Origin of the sequence: Corynebacterium tuscaniense (genome assembly GCF_008693065.1) — a bacterium.
Lineage (GTDB): Bacteria > Actinomycetota > Actinomycetes > Mycobacteriales > Mycobacteriaceae > Corynebacterium > Corynebacterium tuscaniense.
The window spans coordinates 13,860-37,484 of record NZ_VXKH01000009.1 but is presented as its reverse complement, the minus strand read 5'-3'; the positions used below and the strand labels follow the sequence as shown (position 1 = coordinate 37,484).

General features: G+C 58.2%; 21 protein-coding genes. 11 read left to right on the top strand and 10 right to left on the bottom strand.

From position 1 onward, the window contains the following. Nucleotides 1-21 precede the first annotated feature (21 nt). Nucleotides 22-1,851, top strand: a complete 1,830-nt coding sequence (metG, locus tag F4V54_RS03625; RefSeq protein ID WP_150386274.1) for a methionine--tRNA ligase — start codon at nucleotides 22-24, stop codon at nucleotides 1,849-1,851. On the opposite strand, the gene F4V54_RS03620 is transcribed toward metG, so the two are convergent. Both F4V54_RS03620 and F4V54_RS03615 read right to left on the bottom strand, forming a co-directional pair. Next, on the bottom strand, nucleotides 1,845-3,278 hold the full coding sequence (locus F4V54_RS03620) for an HNH endonuclease signature motif containing protein (RefSeq protein ID WP_150386273.1): 1,434 nt from the start codon (nucleotides 3,276-3,278) through the stop codon (nucleotides 1,845-1,847). The genes metG and F4V54_RS03620 overlap by 7 nt on opposite strands. 122 nt (nucleotides 3,279-3,400) lie before the next feature. After that, nucleotides 3,401-3,793, bottom strand: a complete 393-nt coding sequence (locus F4V54_RS03615) for a DUF3806 domain-containing protein (RefSeq protein ID WP_150386272.1) — start codon at nucleotides 3,791-3,793, stop codon at nucleotides 3,401-3,403. Between the two features lie 24 nt (nucleotides 3,794-3,817). Between F4V54_RS03615 and F4V54_RS03610 the strand changes: the two genes are divergently transcribed. The 7 genes from F4V54_RS03610 to ppk2 all read left to right on the top strand — a co-directional run bounded on the left by F4V54_RS03610 (nucleotide 3,818) and on the right by ppk2 (nucleotide 12,652). Further along, complete coding sequence (locus tag F4V54_RS03610; RefSeq protein WP_150386271.1) at nucleotides 3,818-4,654, top strand: TatD family hydrolase; 837 nt, start codon at nucleotides 3,818-3,820, stop codon at nucleotides 4,652-4,654. 183 nt (nucleotides 4,655-4,837) lie between these two features. After that, nucleotides 4,838-5,974, top strand: a complete 1,137-nt coding sequence (locus F4V54_RS03605) for a resuscitation-promoting factor (protein WP_102724417.1) — start codon at nucleotides 4,838-4,840, stop codon at nucleotides 5,972-5,974. Nucleotides 5,975-5,986: 12 nt separating this feature from the next. Next, nucleotides 5,987-6,847, top strand: coding sequence for a 16S rRNA (adenine(1518)-N(6)/adenine(1519)-N(6))-dimethyltransferase RsmA (rsmA, locus tag F4V54_RS03600; RefSeq protein ID WP_150386270.1), 861 nt, complete (start codon nucleotides 5,987-5,989; stop codon nucleotides 6,845-6,847). Further along, nucleotides 6,844-7,782, top strand: a complete 939-nt coding sequence (locus tag F4V54_RS03595) for a 4-(cytidine 5'-diphospho)-2-C-methyl-D-erythritol kinase (RefSeq protein ID WP_150386269.1) — start codon at nucleotides 6,844-6,846, stop codon at nucleotides 7,780-7,782. The genes rsmA and F4V54_RS03595 overlap by 4 nt, the downstream gene beginning before the upstream one ends. A 22-nt stretch (nucleotides 7,783-7,804) precedes the next feature. Then, the gene (locus F4V54_RS03590) at nucleotides 7,805-9,631 is read left to right on the top strand and encodes an ABC-F family ATP-binding cassette domain-containing protein (RefSeq protein ID WP_150386268.1); all 1,827 of its coding nucleotides are present in this window, start codon (nucleotides 7,805-7,807) and stop codon (nucleotides 9,629-9,631) included. Between the two features lie 63 nt (nucleotides 9,632-9,694). Beyond that, entirely contained in the window at nucleotides 9,695-11,728 is a 2,034-nt protein-coding gene (locus F4V54_RS03585) for a neutral/alkaline non-lysosomal ceramidase N-terminal domain-containing protein (protein WP_150386267.1), read from the top strand. A gap of 72 nt (nucleotides 11,729-11,800) precedes the next feature. Further along, the gene (ppk2, locus tag F4V54_RS03580) at nucleotides 11,801-12,652 is read left to right on the top strand and encodes a polyphosphate kinase 2 (protein ID WP_034663947.1); all 852 of its coding nucleotides are present in this window, start codon (nucleotides 11,801-11,803) and stop codon (nucleotides 12,650-12,652) included. Here the strand turns inward: ppk2 and F4V54_RS03575 are convergent. From F4V54_RS03575 to F4V54_RS03545, 7 genes are all read right to left on the bottom strand, one after another. Continuing rightward, nucleotides 12,649-13,218, bottom strand: a complete 570-nt coding sequence (locus F4V54_RS03575; protein WP_150386266.1) for a DNA-3-methyladenine glycosylase — start codon at nucleotides 13,216-13,218, stop codon at nucleotides 12,649-12,651. The two genes, ppk2 and F4V54_RS03575, sit on opposite strands and share 4 nt — an antisense overlap. A 9-nt stretch (nucleotides 13,219-13,227) precedes the next feature. Beyond that, complete coding sequence (locus tag F4V54_RS03570) at nucleotides 13,228-13,560, bottom strand: hypothetical protein (protein ID WP_102724505.1); 333 nt, start codon at nucleotides 13,558-13,560, stop codon at nucleotides 13,228-13,230. 48 nt (nucleotides 13,561-13,608) lie between these two features. Beyond that, nucleotides 13,609-14,478, bottom strand: a complete 870-nt coding sequence (locus tag F4V54_RS03565; RefSeq protein WP_170253100.1) for an HtaA domain-containing protein — start codon at nucleotides 14,476-14,478, stop codon at nucleotides 13,609-13,611. A gap of 84 nt (nucleotides 14,479-14,562) precedes the next feature. Next, nucleotides 14,563-15,363 (bottom strand): heme ABC transporter ATP-binding protein, encoded by an 801-nt coding sequence (locus F4V54_RS03560; protein WP_150386264.1) that lies wholly within the window; start codon nucleotides 15,361-15,363, stop codon nucleotides 14,563-14,565. Then, the gene (locus F4V54_RS03555) at nucleotides 15,360-16,424 is read right to left on the bottom strand and encodes a FecCD family ABC transporter permease (RefSeq protein WP_034663937.1); all 1,065 of its coding nucleotides are present in this window, start codon (nucleotides 16,422-16,424) and stop codon (nucleotides 15,360-15,362) included. The genes F4V54_RS03560 and F4V54_RS03555 overlap by 4 nt, the downstream gene beginning before the upstream one ends. Further along, nucleotides 16,424-17,488 carry a heme/hemin ABC transporter substrate-binding protein gene (locus F4V54_RS03550; protein ID WP_102724503.1) on the bottom strand — a complete coding sequence of 355 codons (1,065 nt, stop codon included), beginning with the start codon at nucleotides 17,486-17,488 and terminating at the stop codon, nucleotides 16,424-16,426. Before F4V54_RS03550 ends, F4V54_RS03555 begins: the two co-directional genes overlap by 1 nt. Nucleotides 17,489-17,540: 52 nt before the next feature. Continuing rightward, nucleotides 17,541-19,580, bottom strand: a complete 2,040-nt coding sequence (locus F4V54_RS03545; protein WP_150386263.1) for an HtaA domain-containing protein — start codon at nucleotides 19,578-19,580, stop codon at nucleotides 17,541-17,543. 96 nt (nucleotides 19,581-19,676) lie between these two features. Here F4V54_RS03545 and F4V54_RS03540 point away from each other — a divergent pair, with 96 nt between their 5' ends. Next, nucleotides 19,677-20,144 (top strand): hypothetical protein, encoded by a 468-nt coding sequence (locus tag F4V54_RS03540; protein ID WP_150386262.1) that lies wholly within the window; start codon nucleotides 19,677-19,679, stop codon nucleotides 20,142-20,144. A 3-nt stretch (nucleotides 20,145-20,147) separates the two neighbouring features. Here the strand turns inward: F4V54_RS03540 and F4V54_RS03535 are convergent, their stop codons facing one another. Beyond that, nucleotides 20,148-20,819, bottom strand: a complete 672-nt coding sequence (locus F4V54_RS03535) for a biliverdin-producing heme oxygenase (RefSeq protein WP_150386261.1) — start codon at nucleotides 20,817-20,819, stop codon at nucleotides 20,148-20,150. A 219-nt stretch (nucleotides 20,820-21,038) separates the two neighbouring features. On the opposite strand from F4V54_RS03535, the gene F4V54_RS03530 reads away from it, so the two are divergent. Both F4V54_RS03530 and F4V54_RS03525 read left to right on the top strand, forming a co-directional pair. Continuing rightward, on the top strand, nucleotides 21,039-22,040 hold the full coding sequence (locus F4V54_RS03530) for a 3-hydroxyisobutyryl-CoA hydrolase (RefSeq protein WP_150386260.1): 1,002 nt from the start codon (nucleotides 21,039-21,041) through the stop codon (nucleotides 22,038-22,040). Between the two features lie 91 nt (nucleotides 22,041-22,131). Next, nucleotides 22,132-23,571: a glyceraldehyde-3-phosphate dehydrogenase gene (locus tag F4V54_RS03525; RefSeq protein ID WP_034664035.1), complete on the top strand. Its 1,440-nt coding sequence runs from the start codon at nucleotides 22,132-22,134 to the stop codon at nucleotides 23,569-23,571. The last annotated feature ends 54 nt before the right edge of the window (nucleotides 23,572-23,625 follow it).

The window sequence follows — 23,625 nt, the reverse complement described above, 5'->3', positions numbered from 1 at the left end:
GCATGGACGTAAGGTAGAACCATGCAAAAAAACGTTCTCGTCTGCGTGGCATGGCCGTACGCCAACGGTCCACGCCACATCGGTCATGTGGCCGGTTTCGGTGTCCCATCCGACGTCTTCGCCCGCTACCAGCGCATGGTGGGCAACAACGTGCTCATGGTCTCCGGCACCGACGAGCACGGCACGCCGCTGCTTGTCCAGGCGGACAAGGAGGGCGTGACCGTCAAGGAGCTCGCGGACCGCTACAACCGCCAGATCGTCGAGGACCTCGCTGGCCTGGGTCTGTCCTACGACCTGTTCACCCGCACCACCACCCGTAACCACTACGCGGTGGTGCAGGAGCTGTTCAAAGGCCTGTACGCCAATGGCTACATGATCAAGGAGACCACCAAGGGTGCGATCTCCCCGTCCACCGGCCGCACCTTGCCCGACCGCTATATTGAAGGCACCTGCCCGTTGTGTGGTGCCACCGATGCACGCGGCGACCAATGCGATAACTGCGGTAATCAGCTCGACCCGGTTGACCTGATCAACCCGGTGTCCAAGATCAACGGTGAGACCCCCGAGTTCGTTGAGACCGAGCACTTCATGCTCGACCTGCCCGCGCTTCACGACGCGTTGAAGGCCTGGCTCGAAACCCGCGAAGACTGGCGCCCCAACGTGCTGAAATTCTCTCTCAACCTGCTTGAGGACATGCGTCCGCGCTCCATGACCCGCGACATCGACTGGGGCATTCCCGTTCCGGTTGAGGGCTGGGAGAACGACCCGGGCAAGAAGCTCTACGTCTGGTTCGACGCCGTCATCGGTTACCTGTCTGCCTCCATCGAGTGGGCAGCGCGCAGCGGTAACCCGGAGGCGTGGAAGGAGTTCTGGCAGGATCCGTCCACAAACGGCTTCTACTTCATGGGCAAGGACAACATCACCTTCCACTCCCAGATCTGGCCGGGTGAACTCCTCGGCTATGCCGGCCTTGGTTCTAAGGGTGGGGAAGAGCACAAGTACGGCCGCCTGAACTTGCCGACGGAGGTTGTGTCCTCTGAGTTCCTCACCATGTCTGGTTCGAAGTTCTCCTCCTCCAAGGGCGTTGTTATTTACGTGAAGGACTTCCTCGCCACGTTCGGCCCTGATCCGCTGCGCTACTTCATCGCCGTTGCCGGCCCGGAGAACAATGACACGGACTTCACGTGGGACGAATTCGTCCGCCGCATCAACAATGAGCTGGCCAACGGCTGGGGCAACCTGGTCAACCGCACCGTGTCCATGGCGCACAAGAACTTCGGTGAAGTTCCCGTTCCTGGCACGCTCAACGAGGCTGACCGCGTCATCCTTGACCTCGCCTCCCAGACTTTCGAGTCTGCCGGCAAGGATCTCGAACTTGCCCACTTCAAGGCTGCGATCACCAAGATCATGCACGTCGTTGGCGAAGCAAATGCTTACATTGCCGACCAGGAGCCGTGGAAGCTGGCCAAGGACGACGCTCAGCGTGAGCGCCTTGCCACCGTGCTGTGGACTGCACTCCAGGTTGTGTCGGACTGCAACGCCATGCTCACCCCGTTCCTTCCGCACATCGCGCAGAAGGTCCACGAGACCCTCGGCCGCGACGGCATCTGGGCCGCCACCCCGCGCGTGGAAGAAGTCACCGATGACGAAGACCTGGATCTCGTCGGCGTCGACCTGCCTGAAAAGGGCCAGAGCTACCCAGTCATCACCGGTGACTACACCACCCAGCAGGCCACATGGGGCCGCGTCGATGTGGTGCCGGGCACGAAGCTGGAGAAACCACAGCCGCTCATCGCCAAGCTCGACCCCGAACTGGGTGAAACTGGCCCGGAGTGGGCGCCGGTTCAGTAGTCAACCTCCGGTTCTTCCGGGAACGGTACGGGGTGGAAAGGAAATTCCATCCCGTACTCACGTTCAAGGGATGACAGTGATTTGAGGCATTCTTCGTAGTCAAAGTTTTCCTCGAAAACATCGAGCACCCGGTGGCATTTGGCAAAGAAGCGGGAGCGGGTGCGTTTGAGGCGCTCCACATCGTCGATGGTGTGCTTCCAGCGCGGCGTGGTTTCGGTGACCTGGCTATTGATGAATCCGGTTTGGTCAGCCAGCGCGTAGGTGCCGTCAGAAAAGAGCCAGACCACGTCACCTGTAGAGGGATCTACCAGGTAGAACGCCCTGCGATCGGTTTTAACATTGTGGTGCTTTTGACAGAGGCAGTACAGGTTGCTCGCTGTTGTTGTACCACCGAGGCTGTAAGCGATGCGGTGGTCGAGCTGGCATTCCCAGGCTGTGCGCTCACAACCGGGGTAGACACAGGTGCCGTCGCGGCCGCGAACGAATGCGGCGATGTCAGCGGGTGGGACATAGCCGGGGATGCTGCGCGTGGAGGCAACATCCATATCCACAAGTTTTGGCTCAAAAGAATGAAACATCTCGGTTCCGGTGGCTGTGGTGAATCCGTGGCCGGGAATGAACACTGAAGCAGACTCGTCGATGGAGCCGTCCGCGTTCTTGGTAGCGTAGCCGTAGACGCAGGCGGTCGGGGTAGGGGAGATCTTCCCTGTGAGGAGGAGCAGCGTGGCTTCATCATCGGTGATGCCGTGCTCTCTCGCGGCTGCACCGATGAAAGCCTTGACAGCGGCTGACGTGGCATGGTCCGTGATGAGGGTCATGCCGGTGGTGCCGTGGTAGTAGCCATCATGGAAGGTGACTTCGCACTCGCCCGGTAAAAGGGCGCGTCCCTGTTCGCGCTTCTCACGTTTCTTGGAGTCATAGGCGACGGAGGAATCCATGTCGCCGATCGCCTTGTTCAGGCGGGTGGTGATGGTGTTCGCGCCGGGGAGCGCCTGATTCGACTTAGTCGGCGTGAACAGTGAGACCAAGAGGGCGTCCAGCGCCGCGAAAACTTCAGGGTCAGGGGTATCGCCGAGCACGCTGATGGCACGGTCGATGGCTTTCAAGCGGCGGAGGTCAAGACGGTGGGTGGCCTCTTGGAGGGCATGCAGTATAGGGAGATCTTTGAGGGTGCGGTAGGCATAAACGGCACTGCGAACCTCGGCGAGGGAAAGGCCTGTGGCGGAGCACATGCGGGCGAGTTCAGTGTCGTGGTCTTTGGAACCCTCAAACTCATCGGCGGTGGCGTAGTGGTGGAACACCGCATGGAATGCCGCGCGCATGCCCATCCCGGCAACGGCATCGATGTTGTCGGGGTTCTCGGTGGCAAAGAAGGCAGTTGGGCTCGAGGGCGGTGGTTGTGGCGGACGGTCGGTCAGTTGGGTCATGGTTCCCCCGTGTCAATGTGTTTTAAGTGCGTACGAACATAGTTTCACATCACTACGACACGTCACCGGTATCATTCGAACAGATTCGAAAAGGGGTTCGAATATAAGATGTAAACTAAAAGCTAGTCGCCCAAGAACTGCTCAATGAACGCAGTCAGCTTCCCGGTCGCCTCGTCTTCGAAACGCGTGTCCACCACCACAAGGGGAGCGGTGTACATCTCTCGGTCGGGGGAGGTGACAACGAGGTCGGTGCCGTAGGCGTCGATAAGCAATTGCCACTCGAAGCCGTGCTCACGAATGAAAGCGTCGCCGAGCGCCGTGCCGTACATGCGCGCGATGTCGCCGCGAGAATAGCTGCGGCGTAGGTCGGGGTCGAGGGCGAGGTATTCGCCCAAGGTCTCTTCGAATGCGGCGACGATGTCGTCGATAGATCCGTTGATTCCGGCGACGGCAGCTTCGGCGAGGTCACGGTCGATTTGGGTGCGGGTTGCAGCATCGATGTCGTGGAATGTCATGTGCTCGAGGATAGGCTGGAATTCATGTCGAAGAAGAAACCTCGCCCCATTCCCGTCCCGGCTGAGCGAATTGCTGGGCTTATCGACGCACACACGCACCTCGCCTCAACCGGTGCCCGCAACAAGGACGAGGTGGATGCGATTGTGGCGCGTGCCGTGGACGCCGGCGTTGAACGGATCTGCACTGTCGGCGATGGCCTCGATGAGGCGGAGCTGGCATTGCAGGCCGCGCACTTCAACGACCGCGTGTTTGCGGCATGTGCGATCCATCCGACGCGCGCGGGTGAGCTCGATGGGGCGGCGCGCGAGCGGCTCACGCAGATGGCTACGGATGAGCGCTGCGTGGCAATTGGGGAGACTGGCATTGATACGTATTGGATCAAGCATGACCCGGACCGCACAGCACCGCTTGATGTGCAGGAAGAGGCGTTCCGCTGGCATATTCAGCTCGCGGTTGATTCTGGCAAGGCGCTCATGATTCACAACCGCGAGGGTGATGCGGACATGATGCGCATTCTCGCGGACGCGCCGCAACCGGAACATGTCATGCTGCACTGCTTTTCTTCGCCTCTCGACGTCGCACGCGAAGCCATCGACCGTGGTTACGTCCTGTCCTTTGCCGGGAATGTGACATTCAAACGGAACGACGAACTGCGTGAGGCTGCTGCTCTTGCGCCGGCCGGGCAGTTGCTCATTGAGACGGATGCGCCGTACATGACCCCGGAACCATTCCGTGGTGCACGAAATGAACCTGGACTCATTGGGCACACGGCGCACGTGGTGGCGGAGATGCGTGGGATGGCTGTGGGGGATCTTGCCACGGAAGTGGGGGAGACATTCAATCGTGTTTTTGGTGTGTGAAATAGGTGCGCGAGTGAGTACTGTCAACAAGAGTGATTATTGTGGCGATGAGTAGGCTTAATTAATAAAGACGTACTTGTACGTTTTGAAAATCTGCTGGTCTTCCGCGTACCTTTATCGTATTGTTATACTTGCTTGTATTATTCGAGCTATATCCCCAACGCTGTAAGGACTGTTCTTTTTATGTCGCATCATCGCCGCATCAATAAGAGTTCAACCACCCGCGCTGTGATCACTTCTTCTGCTATCGGCGCAATTGCTATCGGCAGTGCTGCCACCGCCATGGCGGCTCAGAAGGACGTCACTGTTGACGTTAACGGTGATGCAGTTGAGCTGAGTACCTTCGCTGGCAATGTTGGCGGTGCGCTCAAGGCAGCTGGTGTTGATGTGGGGGACAAGGACTTGGTGTACCCCGCGCCATCCGAATCGCTGGCGAACGGTGATACCGTGACCGTGCGCACCGCCAAGCCGGTCGCAGTGTCTATCGATGGTGGCCAGGCGCAGGAATTCACCACCACGGCCGCAACCGTGGATGATCTGCTCGGTGAGCTGCCTGGTATCGTCGGCGGCTCCAGCCATAGTTACGGTGAGGGCCAGGCGGTCAAGGACAATATGACCATTGAGGTCACGTCTCCGAAAATCGTGGCTATTCGTGATGGTGGGAACGTTACTTACACTTCTGCTGCTGCCAAGACTGTAGGGGATCTGCTGGCAGCACGCGGTGTCCTCGTGGATTCCAATGACCGTGTGAGCCCGGCACTGGATACGCCGGTGACGGAAAATATGACGGTGGAGATTGACCGCGTTGATGTCACAGAACGCGCAGCTACCGAGGCATTCGATGCTGAGCCGAAGTACGTTGACGATGAATCCCTCGCCCCCGGCCAGGAGCAGGTCCGCGAGGAAGGTGCGAAGGGTGAGCGTAAGGTCGTTCGCCGGGTAGTCACCGTGAATGGCGCTGTTGAGTCTGATGAGGAAGTTGGGCGGGCAGAAACCCGTCCGGCCCGCCAAGCTGTCATTGCGCGTGGCAAAGCCCCGGGCAATACCGGTGCGGCTGCACCCGCCGTGAGCGGCGGTTCCGTGTGGGATTCCATTGCGCAGTGTGAATCCGGTGGCAATTGGGCTATCAATACTGGTAACGGTTACTACGGTGGCCTCCAGTTCGCAGCTTCCACTTGGTCTGCTTACGGTGGCGGCCAGTATGCGCCGACGGCGAACCTGGCTACCCGTGAACAGCAGATCGCCATTGCGCAGAAGGTTCAGGCATCACAGGGCTGGGGCGCATGGCCCGCCTGCACGGCACGCCTGGGCATCCGCTAATCTCTGCAGGGCATGACCGTAGAGGATGCTCATCTGCTGAACCCGCCGGACATTCGTGCGCTGGCAGAAGAATTGGACGTTGCCCCAACTAAAAAATTGGGGCAGAACTTCGTCCATGACCCCAACACCGTGCGTCGCATTGTCGCCGCGGCGGGGTTAGGGGAGGCAGAGACTGTCCTCGAGGTGGGGCCTGGGCTTGGTTCTCTCACATTGGGCCTTATTGATGTTGCCGAGCATGTTATCGCGGTGGAAATTGACCCGCGGTTGGCAGGTCGCCTCGCGGTGACAGTGGAGGGGCGTGCCCCAGCCCATGCCCACAAGCTTGAGGTTGTGGGTATGGATGCCATGAAGATTAAGGCCGCAGATCTCAGCCGTGACCCCACCGCCTTGGTGGCAAACCTGCCCTACAATGTCGCGGTTCCGGTGCTGCTGCATTTGCTGGCGGAGCTGCCGTCAATTCGTACGGTGCTCGTGATGGTTCAGCTGGAGGTTGCACAAAGGCTTGCGGCGAAACCAGGTTCCAAAACTTATGGCGTGCCGAGTGTGAAGGCGTCTTTTTATGGGGACGTGCGTACCGCGGGGACGATTGGTAAAAACGTGTTCTGGCCAGCGCCGAACATTGAATCGGGGCTCGTACACATTGATGTTAAGGAGAAGGACTGGTCGCGCTCGGCGCGTGAGAAGGTTTTTCCGCTTATCGACGCAGCTTTTGCCCAACGCCGCAAAACCCTCCGTGCCTGCCTCGCCGGTGTCTATGGTTCGGCTGCTGCCGCTGAGGGTGCACTCCGAGCGGCGGGGATTGATCCGCAGTTGCGTGGGGAGAAGCTGTCGGTGGAAGACTTTGTACGACTGGCTGAGGTGAGCGCGCTGTGACGGTGAAACCATCTGCCGCGCGGGCGAATGGCAAGGTCAACCTTCATCTTGGGATGGGGGAGGCTCGTTCGGATGGCTACCATGAGTTATCCACGGTGTTCATGGCGGTTGACCGGCAGGAAATAGTGGCGTTGATCCCGGAGCCGGGTGCAGATGTCACCTGTGGTGTGGTGGCGGGTATGTGCACCAGTTTTCACGTGTCGGAACCGGATGAGGATTTGGATACACCAAATAATTTGGCCTGGCGTGCTGTGAACGCAATCTGTGCGGGGGCGGATGTGGAGCCTGTCCGGATTGAAGTGGACAAGACCATCCCTGTTGCCGGTGGTATGGCGGGCGGTTCGGCCGATGCTGCGGCGGCAATCAAGGCTGCCGTGGGCTATATGGCACAGCATGGCGTGGACGTGCCGGCGGATCGTGTGCAGGCCGTGGCAGCGGAACTAGGCGCGGATGTGCCTTTCGCTCTCATGGGCGGTATTGCGCTAGGGACAGAACGGGGAGATGCGCTCGTGCCTATGATGGGGCGAGGTGAGTACTGGTTTGCCTTTCTCAACCCTGGGGTTGGTCTGTCCACCGGTAAGGTTTTTGAGCACCTTGATGACATGCGCTTTAACAGTGCCTCGGTGGTGCCTAAGATGGACACCACTTTGCTGTCCCGGGCGCTGCTGTCGGGGGATCCAGTGCAAGTGGGCGCAGCAATGCACAATGATTTGGAGGCGGCAGCATTATCGCTGCAGCCACGGTTGCACACACTAATTCGTGATGCGGAGAAAGCGGGGGCGATCCGGGCGATGGTGTCAGGTTCTGGTCCAACGGTGGCAGCATTGTGCCCCGACCGTGAAACTGCGCTGGCGGTAGTGGAAGAGCTCACGCGTGACGGCTCCGCCGAAGGGTTTGTTGCGTGTGGTCCGGCCACAGGGGCGACGCTGCTGTAGTCGTGCCTAGACTGGTTGCATCATGGCAAACCTGATCAACCTGGAAAATGTGTCCAAAACCTGGGGTTTGAAGACCCTGTTGGACAAGGTGTCCCTTGGCGTTCAAACTGGCGACCGCATTGGCGTTGTGGGGCTTAACGGCGGTGGAAAGACAACGCTGCTGGAAGTGCTCACCGGTATTGAATCTCCGGACGAAGGGCGTGTGTCGCACGCCAATGATCTGCGCATGGCGGTGGTGACTCAGCGCTTTGACTTACCGGAAGATATGACGGTTGGCCAGGCCGTGGTGGAACCTCTCGGTTTGGAGGTCTACGAGTGGGCGTCCAACGCCAAGGTGCGTGAGGTGCTCGCGGGCACGGGCGTGGCTGAGCTGGGGTTAGAGACTCCAGTGGGGCAGCTTTCTGGCGGGGAGCGCCGCCGTGTGAATCTGGCTGCCGCGCTGGTTCGTGATCTAGACCTGATCGTGCTGGATGAGCCCACGAACCATCTTGACGTTGAAGGTGTGCAGTGGTTGGCGGACCATTTGATGAAGCGCAAGATTGCTCTCGTTGTGGTCACGCACGACCGTTGGTTCCTGGACACTGTAGCCACGCTGACGTGGGAGGTCCACGATGGCAAGGTGGATGTCTACGAAGGTGGCTACAACGACTGGACGTTTGCTCGTGCGGAACGTGCGCGTCAGGCGGATGCGATTGAGCAGCGGCGCCAGAACTTGGCGCGAAAGGAGCTAGCGTGGCTGCGACGCGGGGCGCCGGCGAGGACGTCAAAGCCCCGGTATCGCATTGAGGCAGCGGAGGCCCTGATCGCTGATGTGCCAGCGCCGCGCGACACGGTTGAACTCATGGCCTTTTCCAAGCAGCGTCAAGGACGTGTGGTCATTGAGTTGGAGGATGCGCGGATTGATGCGCCGGATGGGCGGACGCTAGTGGATCACCTGACGTGGCGTTTAGCACCGGGTGAGCGCATCGGTCTGGTTGGGGTGAATGGTTCCGGAAAGACCACCTTGTTGCGCACCTTGGCGGGGGACTATCCGCTGGCGGGCGGCAAGCGAATTGAAGGACTGACCACTAAGGTTGGGTGGCTGCGCCAAGAATTGGATGACCTTGATCCCACGCGTCGCGTCATCGATGCGGTGGAGGACGTGGCCACCTACATCACGGTGGGTAAGAAGGAGATGTCTGCCTCCCAGTTAGCGGAGCGCCTTGGCTTCAGCCCGAAACGTCAGCGCACACCAGTCGGCGATTTGTCGGGCGGTGAGCGCCGTCGCCTTCAGCTCACTCGCGTGCTCATGGGCGAGCCGAATGTGTTGCTTCTCGACGAGCCTACGAACGACCTCGACATTGACACCCTCCAGGAACTCGAAGACCTGCTGGATAGTTGGCCGGGAACACTCGTGGTTATTTCCCACGACCGCTACTTGATTGAACGCATCGCGGATGTCACCTATGCGCTGTTTGGGGATGGCAAGCTGACCAACCTGCCCGGTGGTATCGAGCAATACCTCAAACAGCGTGAGGGGATGGAAGCGCAGGCAGGCGTGCTTGATCTGGGAGAGGTCGATGGGAAGAAGGGGAAGAAGGATGCGCGGGAGGCGTCGACAAGCGAAAAGGCCTTGAGCCCGCAGCAATGGCGCGAAGTGTCGAAGAAAATGAGCGCGCTGGAACGCAAGCTTGAGAAGCTGGATTCGCAGGTGGAAGCCCTGGAAGTGGAGATTACGGCGATGTCGGGTGAGGGTGATCCTGATTTTGAGGCCATCGGCGCGAAGTCAGAGGAGCTCTCGCAGTTGCGTGAGAAGCGTGAAGAGCTTGAGTTTGAGTGGCTTGAACTGGGAGAACAGTTAGAAGCGTAAAGCAATCTTAAATTTTATTTCATTTTGCTTACAAAAAAGTAAGTTCCATGTAATCTGCCCGCTATGACTCAGATCACATTCGGGCGACGTACGTTTTTGGCTGGGGCAGGACTGGCAGCCGCCGGGGTGGCAGCCTTACAAGTGACCGGCGCGCACGCGAAAGAGGCTCCGGGGCCAGAGCTCATCGTTGGGCGTGGCATGGCTGACATGACGGGGGAGCCCCTTGGCGCAGGCATGAATGGCTATGCCGTGATGGCGCAATCGACAACTGGTATTCGTCTACGCCAATTTGCACGAGCATTCATTTTTGAGGATGCCACCGGTGTGAGCACAGTTTTTGTTATCGCGGAGATGGGGCTAATGTTCCAGTCCATTCAGCTGGAGGTTCTGCGCAGACTCAAAGAGGAATTCGGTGCGGCGTATAACGAATCCAATGTGTTCATTTCCGCTTCCCACACGCACGTGGGGCCGGGTGGAACGTCCGGGCACCTCATGGTGGACTTGACCACGCTGGGTTTCCGGCCCGTCACGTTTGAGGCAACCGTTGCTGGCATTGTTGAGGCCATCAAGCGAGCACATGCTGATAAACAGCTGTCCACATTGCGACTCGTCCGTGGTGAAGTGCGGGAGGCAGGAGTGAACCGCTCTTTTGAGGCCTTCTCGCGCAATCCGGATGAGGAGAAGATTGCATTCCCCAAAGGGGTGAACCCGGAGAGCATCACGCTATTCATCGCGCGCGGCGGCAAAGACGTGGGCCTGATCAACTGGTACGGGCTGCACGCCACGAGCTTTGGTCACAAGCACACGCTTATCGACGGCGACCATAAGGGCTGGTCCTCTTGGCGCATGGAACGCGAGAAGGGAACGATCCACCGTGAGGCGGAAAATGCGCCGTTCGTGGCGGCCTTTGCCACGGCACCACAGGGCGACATCACTCCTAACATGGGGCTGCAGCCACAGACGGGGCCTGGCTTGGAAAATGAGGCACTATCCGCGCAAGTTTTGGGCGACCGCCAGATCGATGCAACACGTGGGCCTGGCACCAGGGTCATTGACATTACGGGGAAGAATGGACCGACGATCCGCAACCGCTACAAGTGGGTGGACATGCGGGATGTGACTATTGACGGGCGCTTTACCCCCGACGGCACTGAGCACAGAACCGGCCCGGCGATCTTGGGCGCGGCGTTTGCCGCTTCCAGCCAGGAAGATGGTGGCGGACTGGACGTGCCCATCTTCAACGAGGGGGAGCGCGGTGGCACACCCTGGGTGAAGGAGCTCGGTGATGTGATCCTGCCGGAGGACTGGAGAGAGATCCACGGCAACAAAGAAATACTGCTACCCCTTGGCTTTATTGATGGGATGATCCAGCAAGTGCTGCTGTTTTCTGTCACACAGATTGCGGGCCTGACCATCATCACCAACTCCATGGAACCCACCTCCATGGCGGGCTACCGGATACGCCAGCACGTCGCGGAGGTGCTCGACGTTCCGCTAGAAACCGTCATCTGCATGGGCTACACCAGTGGCTATGCCCACTATGTGACAACGCCGGAAGAGTACGACAATCAGGATTATGAAGGAGGTGCCACCATCTTCGGGCGCCATCAACTCTGCGCCATGATGCAGGTCTACGACGAGCTGGCTGAGTCCTTGTGCGATGGCACCCAGATTGATGTTGGTGCCGCTGGCGGGGACCTCACCGGATTGATCCCCACCTCGTTATCCGGCCAGCCTGGGATTGACCAGCCGGCATGGGGCATGGAATTCGGTGATGTGATTACCGCCAGCAGTACCGTTGTTGTCGGTGCCAGGGCAACAGCCACTTTCTGCTTTGCCAACCCCAACTCGGATCTACGACACGGGCAGGGCTACGTGACCATTACGAATGCGGCGGGGGAGATCGTGGCAGATGATTTCCACGCTGACACCATCATCGAGTTTGTGAAGAACGCGGGGACCACCAACGCCCGTGTTTCTTGGGACACGAAGGATGCTGCACCGGGCATGTACACCATCCGTGTGGATGGTTCTTCCCGCGATGTATCCGGAGGCCTAACGCCGTTTACGGGCTCGGCCACAGTGACCGTCGCATAGCGCTCGGGCTAGCCGAGCGCAAAAGGTGACCACTTCACCGGGAAGATTGTGGTGGGGACTACCGTTAGGGATATGACTTCCAATAAGCCTGAGACCGCAAGCAAGCCCCCGAAGCTATCCAAGAAAGCCTATGAAAAGGAGCTGCTCCGCCTCCAGGCTGAGTTGGTGAAGATGCAGCAGTGGGTTGTAGCCACCGGCGCTCGCATCGTCGTTGTGATGGAAGGCCGCGATGCTGCTGGTAAGGGGTCCGCCATCAAGCGCATCACGCAGTACCTCAACCCGCGCGTGTGTCGCATCGAGGCTCTGCCGAAGCCGACGGAGCGTGAGCAGACCCAGTGGTACTTCCAGCGCTACATTGAAAAGTTGCCGGCTGCCGGTGAGATTGTCATCTTTGACCGCTCCTGGTACAACCGCGCTGGTGTTGAGCGTGTGATGGGCTTTTGCACCTCGCAGGAGTACCGCCGCTTCCTGCACCAGGCGCCGATCTTTGAGCGCCTGCTAGTGGAGGATGGGATCCTTCTGCGCAAGTACTGGTTCTCCGTCTCTGATGAGGAGCAGTACGCACGCTTCAAGTCCCGTCACAATGATCCGCTGCGTCAGTGGAAGCTCTCGCCGATGGATCTGGAGTCCATTACGAAGTGGGAGGATTACTCCCGCGCGAAGGATGAGATGTTCATCCACACCGACATTCCGGCCGCGCCCTGGTACACGGTCGAGTCGGAGGACAAGAAGCGTTCACGCATCAACGTGATCTCGCACCTGCTGTCCACCATTCCGTACGAGCATCTTGAACCGGACCTGCCGGAGATTCCCGAGCGCCCCACCTCGGTGGATTATGAGCGTCCGCCACGCGATGAGTTCCGCTACGTGCCGGATGTGGCTTCCAAGCTGGAGCGTGGGAAGAAAAAGAAGAAAGACGCTTAAGCTTTCTTTTTCGGGTAGCCGCGCGGTGTGCTGACAGTTTTGTCACCCGGGATCCAGAAACGGTAAGGCGCATCCACGTTTTTACTGATCCCGATGCGCGGCCCCGCCACCCATTCGGGTTCATCTTCGCGCAAGGTCAGCTGCACTTCGGTGCCGTTATCTGCGAGATCCAAGCCCAGTGCGCGCCCTAAATTGCCAGGTCCGCGCGCCAAATTTTCGTCGACAATAGGCTTGCGGTTTTTCGCTTGTCTGCGTTCCCTGGCAAGCTCTATACCCTCCACCACCTCTCCACCCCGCATGAGGCAGCCCTGGCCGGTACCTTCAGGGGCGCACACGATGTTGCCATTGAAGTGGATGCCATAGGACAAATAGACATAAAACCGCCCGGGCGGGCCAAACATAGCTGCATTGCGGGCGGTTTTACCGTTATATGTGTGCGCTGCTGGGTCCTCCGCGCCCAGGTACGCTTCCACTTCCGTCAGCCGAATAGTCACACCACGGTGGGTGACATAGCAGCCGAGCAACTGTGGGGCGACGATGTGAGCTGATGCGGAGAAATCGACCATTGGGTGGGCTTAACGTGCTGGCAGCTCAATCTTGGGCATGTGAGGCGCCAAGATCTCGCCGAGACCCTTGAACAGTGCAACGAGCACCAGGCCCACACCACCAATGGCGAGGATGAGTGTGAGCCCGTGCGTTGCTTTCTGCATCGGGGAACCATCACCAGTCGAGGAAAGATCTAAAGACTTCAGATCCTGGAAGCTGCTCTTCTCCGAGTCACCCGCAGCGTCGGACGACGACTGTGTCTCCGCGGTAGCGACCGGAGCTGAAACAGCGCCTGTTGCCAAGGCCACAGCGGTGGCTGCAGCGATCGTGGTTGTAGAAAACAGGTGACGGTGCTTCTTCATAGCGTTCTATCCTATTGAACGTTGGCTTCAAGTGGGCCAGGAGGGGGATTACTTCAGGAAACCAGCCTGGTGAGCTAAGAACGCGCCACCACCGATCAGAGCCAGCAGAGCAACGATGATGCCGATGATGCCGCCGGTGCTCAGGCTGCTGCCGTTCGGCTCATTCGGGTTGCTTGGCTTATCCGGGTTGGTCGGGTTATCCGGCGTGCCCGGCTGCTCAGGGTTGTTCGGCTCCTCAGGCTTGACTGGTCCACCGAACTTAATGTTGAAATCGGCTGCGGAAGTGTCAGCTTTGGACTCCTCGTAGAAAATAAACGCGTCTAATCCGCCTTGGAGAAGTCGTCCCTTTTCTGAGGTTGAAGTGACCGACTGGTTCGCAGCAGGTTTGATCGGTGTGGTGAGTGGCAACTTAGCAAACTCGACGTCGTTGCCCTTACGGTCCTCCAGCGGCTCTCCGTCTGGATTCGAACCCTTGCTGAGGTAATCTACGGTGACGATTGCTTCTTTCTCGGTCACCTTGACCTTGAAATCTGACAGTGCGACGTCGAGGCCGTAGCCACCTTCGGGGCCATGTCCCTTGTGCCCAAGGAAGTGAACAGCACCGTCGAGGTCAATAGTGCCTACACCAGCAGCATTGATGGACGTGTTCTTGGTATCGACAGGGAACTTTAGGTTAGTGATCTTGCCTTTGCCGTCCTTGACGGTTTCCAGCCCGTCAGTGGCATCAACGGTGCCTTTGGCGATTGGGCCCTGGATGTACCGCAGGAATGAGTCCTTGATTGACCACGTGACATATCCAGATTGCACGGACGGGGCCGGCTGCGATTCTTCTGCGGATGCGAATGGGGTGAGGGTGGACGTGGCTGCGAGTGCGGTGGCTGTTGCCACTGCGGTGAGAGAAGTGCTTGCGAGACGCATGAGCATCCTTTCTGAGAGCATCATTAGGAACCTCTCAGAGTTTAGGGTCATCTCGCCCTAAATACAACCTTTGGATGACATTCTTTAGGTTGAAGGGGTGAAGAGGAGGGAGCCTCCCTCCCACTTCTCGGGTTCAGGATGAACGAAAAGTCCGGTGGAAGTCTTTTCAACGCGGATCGGCCACTCATAAACACGGGAGAGAATCTCGTCAGTGTAGACCTCCTCAACCGTGCCAGCGGCCGCGACTTTGCCACGACTTAAACACACGACGTTGTCGCAGTACGTCGCAGCTGCCTGAAGATTATGAAGAACCACAACGACCGTACGGCCAGCTTCCGCGAGGCGACGTACCGTGCCCATAGTGCGTTCCTGGAAGCGAATGTCCATGGCAGCCGTGGGCTCGTCGAGGAAGACGATAGGGGTTTGTTGCGCGAGAATTCGTGAAAGCGCCACGCGGGCACGCTCACCGCCGGAAAGGGTGGTTATGTCCCTGTCCTGCAAATGAATGACTCCAGTGGCCTCGAGCGCGGCATCAATGATCGCATCATCGTGCTCAGGCGTGCTGGTTTTACTCCATGGACTACGGCCCATCTCCACAACGTCTCGTACGAGGAAGGAAAAGGCGACTGAAATGTCCTGCAGCATGACGGAGCGCGTTCGTGCCAGTTCAAGGGGAGTAGCAGTGAGCACATCTACGCCACCAAGGTCTACTAATCCGGTGTGGGGTTTTTCGTCGCCGGAAAGAGCAGCTAACAAGGTAGATTTGCCAGCGCCGTTGGGTCCGATCAGTGCGGTCACTTTTCCTGGTGGGGCAGTGAACGACACATCCTCGAGGATCCGGTTGCCGTTTTTGATGACCGTGATGTTGTGTGCTTCAACCGTCATAGTGTCCTACGCTTCCGAAACATCTGCCGCAGCAGAACGAAGAACGTCGGCCCGCCAATGAGTGCGGTGAAAATACCGATGGGGAGATCCGCGTACGGGATAAGCGTTCGCGCGAGAATGTCTGACGCACCAATGAGCAATGCGCCACCGAGAGCGGAAGCTGGCAACAAAACTCGGTTTGATGGGCCAGCCACCGTGCGCACAATGTGAGGAATAATCAAGCCAACAAAGGTGATGATGCCGGCAAATGACACAGCCGCAGCCGTCATGAGCGTGGACAACGTAATTGCAACGATGCGCAAACGTTGAACATTCAGGCCAATGTGTGAGGCCGCTGTATCGCCCAATGCAAGAAGATCGAGCTTCCGGCCAAGGAACATGGCAGCAAAAGTAGCGGTTGACACCAAGACCGCCACGATGCCGGTGTGCTCCCAGCTGGCACCGGCTAGCGTGCCCATTTGCCAGAAGATAATCTCCTCGCGGGCTGTAGTCGGTGCAAGGAACACCAGAATAGAAATCGAGGCACCAGCGAGAGCATTCGCAGCAATGCCCACCAGGACGAGGTTGATCACCTGAACTTTGCCAGCCGTGCGGGAAAGTTGGTAGACAAGCATCGTAGTCAAAACACCAGCGACAAATGCACAGGCCGGAACAGCCCAGGCGCCTAATAGGCTTGAGCCGAAAAGGCTGGCACCAAAAACAATCGCGAATGCTGCGCCCACACCTGCACCGGTTGTTACACCGATGATGGAGGGTTCTGCCAAAGGGTTAGAGAACACCGCCTGCATCAACGCACCACCTAAGCCGAGCGCGGCGCCGACAAATAAACCCAGCACGAGGCGTGGTAGACGGATCTGCCAAATCACCGATGAATCGAGGTCGGTTGCGACCAGTGGGCCTGCTTTCAGGATCGGCCATAGATCCTTGAGCGCAAGCTGATACTGGCCAACCATGACGGAGTACACGCAGGCGACGGTGAGCAGCACGATCATGGTGCAAAACAACGTGATGCGTCGCCTGCGTCGCTTACGAAAAGTGACAGAGTGGGTGGGTTCTGCCATCAGTTCTCGCCAGACCCACCGTAGAGAGCGTGCGCAGCGCGCAGCAACATCTCAGGAGTCTGTGGACCATATGCGAGCGAGTCTCCATCCGGTAGAGCGAGGATGCGTCGGTTCTTACCGGCATCGGTTTGTGCCACACCTGGGCGTGCAAGCAGACCCTCAACGTCGCCCGTGGAGCCAAGGCCATTTGTCATCATGACAAACAGTTCAGGGTTTACTTCAGCCAATGCCTCAGGACTGGCCGGGACGGGACTGCCAATGCCGTTTTCACTGTTTGCATCCACGCCGCCCAGAGCTTCAATGAGGTCTTGGGTATGGGACTCTTGACCGAGCAGGTAGAAGATCCCGCCGTTGCCACGTGCGTACAGGAACGACATACGCAACGGGACATCCGGGGCAACCTTCTTGATGGCAGTGAGTGCCTCGTCGAGTTCCTTCTCGGTGCGGCTAGCTAAGTCTTCACCAGCCTTGGGAAGACCAACCACCGCTGAAACATCGCGGATGTCCTGGCCAATCGAATCCATCTGACGCTTCGGATCCATCACCACAACAGTGACACCAGCATTGCGAATCTGGTCAATGGCTTCTTCTGGCCCAATAGAGTGATCCACAATGACGAGCGAGGGCTTCAGGTTCAGGACAGCTTCGGCGTTCAGCGTATGGCCATCTTGTGACACTTTGGGCAGGTGCTCGAGTGACTTCTCAGTCGACGACACCGTGCGACCGACAATATTGTCCGTAAGGCCCAAACCGCGCAGGATCTTCGTGTATGTGCCGTAAATGTCGAGCGCCAAAATACGAGAGGTGTCCGTTACCGACACTTCATAGCCATCAGCATCTGTCAGTTCGACTGGTAGAGCAGGCTTCGGGTCTGTGATGACAGGTTCGACCTCACTTAGAGCTTCAACGTGTGCGACACCTTGCATCTGGTGTGGATCTTGTGTTCCGCTAAGAGAATCAGCCAGCTCTTCAGTTTGGGACTGGGTCGGGCTATCCCAAGACGAGCATCCGGAGACAAAGGCGAGGGACGTAGCCATGGCGAGGCCAATGAGTGTTCTTTTCATTTCAGATCTTTCCAACGTGTTCTAACAGGTCAACTTCCAACGGACAAAGCTTCTAGTTCTTCAGAACGAAGCGGGTGAGTGCGCCACCGGAGGTGACAAAGGAAGCGAGGATAAGGAGCATTTGTGCAACCGAGCTATCGTCCCAGGCCACGCCATCTTCACCAGCGGACTTGATCTGGAACTGGTTCTCCCCAAGGCTCTTCGACTTCGATGTGCTGTCCACACCATCTTGTTCGTCAAAAACAGAGCCACCGTCGGCCGAAGCGCCTGGACCAGAAGCGTTGGTACCCCCCGATGCTCCACCACCGGAAACTTTGCTGGTTGCGGCACTTGTTCCACCGCCTGAGGAGCGAAGTGCGGCCGCCTGGCTTGCACTGCCGCCCTGGCCAGTGCCTGCACCGGAATTGGCTTCGCCTTGGCCGGAAACACAGTTCGGTGCACCACCGAGCTGAGCGGTGAAGGAGATCGGATCGAGTGCGGTGCCTGGCTCATAGAACTGCCCAAATGCCTCGGCGCCGGCAGCTGTCAACGTGGTGGTCGCCTGGCCCTGAACAGAGCTTTCACTGATGTTGAGCTGTGTAAAAGCCAGGTCGGCAATGGTCACGCGACCGTAATCATGGGGGTTGCCCTCAACATCATTGGACTTTGCGTTGAGAACCAGCTGGCCTGAATTACCGGAGAATTGGATCTCCATATTGGAAAAGCGGGTGTCTAGGACGCCACTGTGGCCGGTGAAACGTATCGCACCGGGGAACAGGATCGATCCAGACTTATTGTTCACGTTCACGGCGCCAGCAGTTCCGGTCCACTGGAATGCGTTATTGGCATCGCTGACACCGCTCAACTCCCAGCCGCCCTTAGCAATGGAGCCCTTGATGTAGTTGCGGAAGGACTGACGTATGCCCCACGCTGCGTTTGCTTGCTGCACTCCGCGTGCGCCATCGTCTGCGCATACTTCACCGGAGTTGGATCCACCACCGGACGCCTGCGCGTTTGCGGCACCTTCGTTGGCCCTGGCGGTGGGGGAGACACCGGTCCCACCGACTGGGTTAGTGTTATTGCTCTTCGGCAGTGTGCCCGTACCTGTTCCAGCTCCAGTGCCCGCACCACCGCCAGCTTTGTTGGTGCCAGCATTGCTGTTACCGGTGTTGGTATTGGCCGCACTGTTCGCCAGGGCTGGTGTTCCGCCAGTTGTCGTGCTGGTAGTGCCGGAAGGATTACGGTTAAACAGTTTGTCCGCATTGGTCAACAAAGAGTTTGTGGTGACCATGAGATTGTTGATCTCGTTGAGCGTTTGGTTCACATCGTTCACGAGGGCTGCAGGGGTGCCTTCTTTGGGGCGCCCACTCTGGTTCGAGGTGCCCCCGCCTGCTCCGGTCCCATCCCAACCTTGGATGTCAAGGGGAAGTGCTGGTGCTTCGCCAGATTCGTCGTCAAGCCTTAGCACGATATCAACAGGTGACAGCTCTTCACCCGCCTCATAGAAACCGCCAAACATATCAATGGCCTGTGCGTCATGGCTCAATGATGTCGGACCCGAAATACGGACCGTGCTAGCTGTGAAATCGAGCGGATTGCTCAGCTCAATATTGGCGAGGCGGGCATCTTTCCACATGGTGTGGGGACCCTTAGTAGTGGTGTCCACGAATTTGGTGCCTTCGCCATCCACGATGATTTGAGCTTGGGTGCCCTTGATGAGCAGGCGGAAGTTGGAAAGTTTGATGTCCAGCTTGCCGTCGTGGCCGTAGAAGTGGACCTCACCGCTGAAAGGAATCACACCTTCACTGGTTGAGCTCATGCCTGCTTTTTGTGCATTGAACCTGAAAGGCTGGGATCCGGTGAATGGTTGGCCGTTGTAGGTGATATTGCCTTTCGCGATCTTTCCTTGGATGTAGTCGCGGAAGGAGTCCCTGATAGCCCAATCCATCTCACCGCCGACAACAGCACGGTGAGTGGTGGGGGTGGCAAACAGCTCCATCGAATCTGGATCCTGGGCGAGAGCTAATGGTGACAATGCGACCATTGGAGCGCCAGCACCAAGTGTGGCAATAGATGCCGCAGCGGCGACTGCGACGAACTTATTCCTGAACATGAGCGTCCTTTGGGTGTGAAAAGAGCCTGGATAGTTGCCTAGGTGTAAGGGGTAGGCTAACTTGAATCTTCGAAAAGATCAAACGAAAGGTTGATTGTGTACTCGCCCTATGATGACGCCACCCAAACCATGCGCCGTGTGTCCACGCCATCAGTTGTTGATCCTGTGAAAGACCCGAATCGGCGCTTGAAGTTTGAGGCGTGGGAGAGAGGTGCAATTGTTCTAGCAACAGCTGTTCTAGCTTTCGGTGGCGCTGCGGGGAACACGATCGTTGCGATTGTTGGGGCGCTTGGTTTGTTGCTCACCATCGTGGCTATGTCGTACATGCCTGATCGCCGGGCACGTAAGGCCGAGAAGAACAGACACCCGGAGTACGAGTGGGTGGAAGACAAGGGCCGAGGAGCAGCGGGTGTCGTGCTTGGAATCGCATGGGCGTTGGTTTTGGCTGTTGCCGGCGCGGTACTCTTCTTGGCCCCGGGTGATTACGCCATGACGGGTGGCGTGATTGCAGCAGGGGTGAGTGCGGTGATTATGATGATCGCGCTCCTCGTGGTGGACAAGTAGTTTTTAGAGCCCCTGGAGGACATGGCTGATATTTGCCAGGTCGGCAAAAACGGCACTGTTTAGACAGAAAGCGTTTTCCGCGTGGGCGAGCAAGGAGGCGCGTTCGGTGTTATTGAAAGGCAGTGCATCGAGTGCGTCTTTGTAGCTTTTGCGGAATGGGGGAATCTTGCCGATGGCGGAGAAGTCATAGAACGTGAGCTCTTCGGGGGTGAGTCCGTAGTGGCCTTCGAGCATGCGGGCGATCACCTGGCCACCGGCGATATCACCCAGGTAGCGGACGTAGTGGTGAGCGATGATGGCGGGGGCATTATCGGGGGAGATGGCTTCCAGCTTGGCAACGTAGCGGGTGGTGGCTGGCAAAGCAGTAATTTCTTCACGCCAATTCGGGCCGATCATGGCGGCCAGGTCGGATTCAAGGGCCTGGCGGCGATCCAGGCGGGCATCGGCGATGGTGGCAACTGCTTCACTGGTGGTACGGCCGCGGTGAGCGATGTCTTCGAGTGTGGTGTAGATGAAGTAGTACTGTGCAGTGAGGTTCACTGCGTCCTCGCGGGAGAGTTCTCCTTTGGCTAGATGTGCCATGAACGAAGTGTTCTCAGCCTGCGCGTGGGCTGCAGCGGTGCCTTCGCGCAGGAGGGTGGAGATTGAGGGCGCCTCGGCGGTAGCGGTAGTCATGGTGGGTTGTCCTTCCATTACGATGGGGTTAGGTTTACCTAACCTTGCTACAGTAAGGCTTGCCTTAGAAGCAAGGGTCAGGAGGGTTTCCCAAGGATCGCGGGGGGAATTAGCAAACGTTAGTATGACCTAATTGGGGAATAGGGCTTAGCGGTGATCGTCGATAAGCAATGCGCAAAATCCACGCCGTCCTTCTGTTAACTGTGGAACACTGTTTTCATGGCAGAAACAGTGAATCCACCAGTGCGGACTGACGTAGTGCGTTCTACCGGCGTGATCACGCTAGATCGGCCGAAGGCGCTGAACTCGCTCAACCCGGACATGTTGTATCCGATCATTGATGCGCTCAACGCGTGGCGTGAGGATGACGCGATTGAGCAGGTGCTTGTCGTCTCTTCGGGCAAGCATTTCTGCGCGGGCGGTGATGTGCGTTATGCGCGTGAGGCGATTATGGCGGGGCGGCATGAGGAGGTGGATGAGTTCTTCCGCCGCGAGTATGAGATGAATTTGATGATTGCGGAGTACCCCAAGCCGTATATTTCACTGGTTTCGGGTGTGGTCATGGGCGGTGGTTTGGGGCTGTCCGCGCATGGTGATCGTTTGGTGGTGACGCCGGATGCGTTCGCATCCATGCCGGAGATGAACATCGGCTACTTCACGGATGTAGGCATGAGCTGGAGGTTGCAGAACCTCCCCGGCCACCCCACGCTGGGCCTAGGCATGTTTCTGGCGCTCACCGGATACCGGCTCAACGCGCACGAGATGGTGGCTACGGGGCTGGCTACGCACCTGGTGGAGTCTCTTGACGGTCTCGCTGAGCGGATTATCAATGAGGGGGTAGAAGTGCTCGACGAGGTTGCGGTGCAGCCGGAACTCGCGAAGTTCGAGGAGCTTGAAGAGCTGTATGTGCTTATCGACGATGTCTTTACCCACCCCTGGCCGGAGATTAAGGAACGCCTTGATGGGCACCTGGCTGAGGTCGTCCAACCGCTGATCGCCCAGGCATCGCCGTCCTCCCTTGTCGCTTCTGCGGAATTGATGCTGGCTAACTCCCACTGCGATCTGGCCACGGCGCTGCAGAATGAGAACAAGTTGGGTCTAATGCTGCGCCGAGAGAACGATTTCTTGGAAGGCGTTCGAGCCGTCTTAGTGGATAAAAGCAACGATGCGACCTTTGAACCGGAGCCTGAGCCCGAAAAATATCGCGACGCGATAGAGTAAGAGCTGCTGGTTATTAGACCCTTCGAGTAGTGCACAAGGACTGATTGTGAACGCTGAAAACCCGATCAACCCGAACTCGCCAACCAACGCGATGGATGACTGGAACCATAAACTCACCCTCGCTCAGGAGATGCTGCCGCTAATTAGCCAGCTTCACCGCGAGAATAATGCGGTGACCTCCATCTACGGTCGCCTCTTGGTGGGTATGACTGACATTGAGATCATCAAGGCTCACCGCTACGCACGTCGCGTGGTGGAGCGCGAGCTGCCGTTGGATGCAACGCTGCCGATTCTGCGCGAGCTGACCACCATGAACCTGGGCACTTCTTCCATCGACCTGGGGCGTCTGGCTAAGAATTACAGCCGCACCGAGGGCGTGGAACTGCGCACCTTCCTGGAAGAGGAGCTCGCTGAGGTCATCGGTGGGGACAGCCACCGCGTGCCACGTGACGTAGTCCTATATGGCTTTGGTCGCATCGGCCGCTTGCTTGCACGTATCCTCATTGCCCGCGAGGCCCAGTATGGTGGCGTGCGCCTGCGCGCCGTCGTGGTGCGTAAGAAAGGTGATGAAGATGTGGTGAAGCGTGCTTCGCTGCTGCGCCGTGATTCCGTGCATGGCCCGTTCAACGGCACCATCACCGTGGACAAGGAAAACGAGATTATCTGGGCTAACGGCACCCCGATCCAGATGATCTACTCCGATGATCCGGCAACGATTGACTACACCGCCTACGGCATTAATGATGCAATCGTGGTGGATAACACCGGCCGCTGGCGTGACCGTGAGGGACTCTCCCAGCACCTGAAGTCCAAGGGAGTGTCCCGCGCGCTGCTCACCGCGCCTGGCAAGGGCGATGTGAAGAACATCGTCTACGGCGTAAACCACGACATGATCGACGATTCGGATCAGGATCGCGTCTTGTCCGCCGCATCCTGCACCACAAACGCCATCACGCCGGTGCTCAAAGTCATCGGTGACCGTTGGGGAGTGAAGCACGGCCACGTGGAAACGGTTCACTCCTACACGAATGACCAGAACCTGGCTGACAACTTCCACAAGGGTGCCCGCCGTGGTCGCGCGGCTGCGCTGAACATGGTTCTCACCGAAACGGGTGCTGCCAAGGCAGTGTCCAAGGCTTTGCCAGAGTTTGAGGGAAAGCTCACCGGTAACGCCATCCGCGTTCCTACGCCCGATGTGTCCATGGCTGTGTTGAACCTAGATCTGGAATCTGAGGTCACCCGCGATGAGGTGAACGACTATCTGCGTCGTGTGTCCACGGACTCCAACTTGCGTCAGCAGATTGATTACATCAATTCCCCAGACGTTGTCTCCACTGACTTCGTTGGCAGTACCCACGCTGGCATCGTTGATGGCCTGGCCACCATTGCTTCCGGGAACCACCTTGTGCTGTACGTCTGGTACGACAACGAGTTTGGTTACTCCAACCAGGTGATCCGCATTGTCGAGGAGATCGCAGGGGTTCGCCCGCGTATTCTGCCGACACGTAAGGCACCAGGTGAGATTCGCTAGTTTGTAGAGAGTTTCACAGTGAAAGTGGCGCGGCCTCAAGGGAAGGTCGCGCCG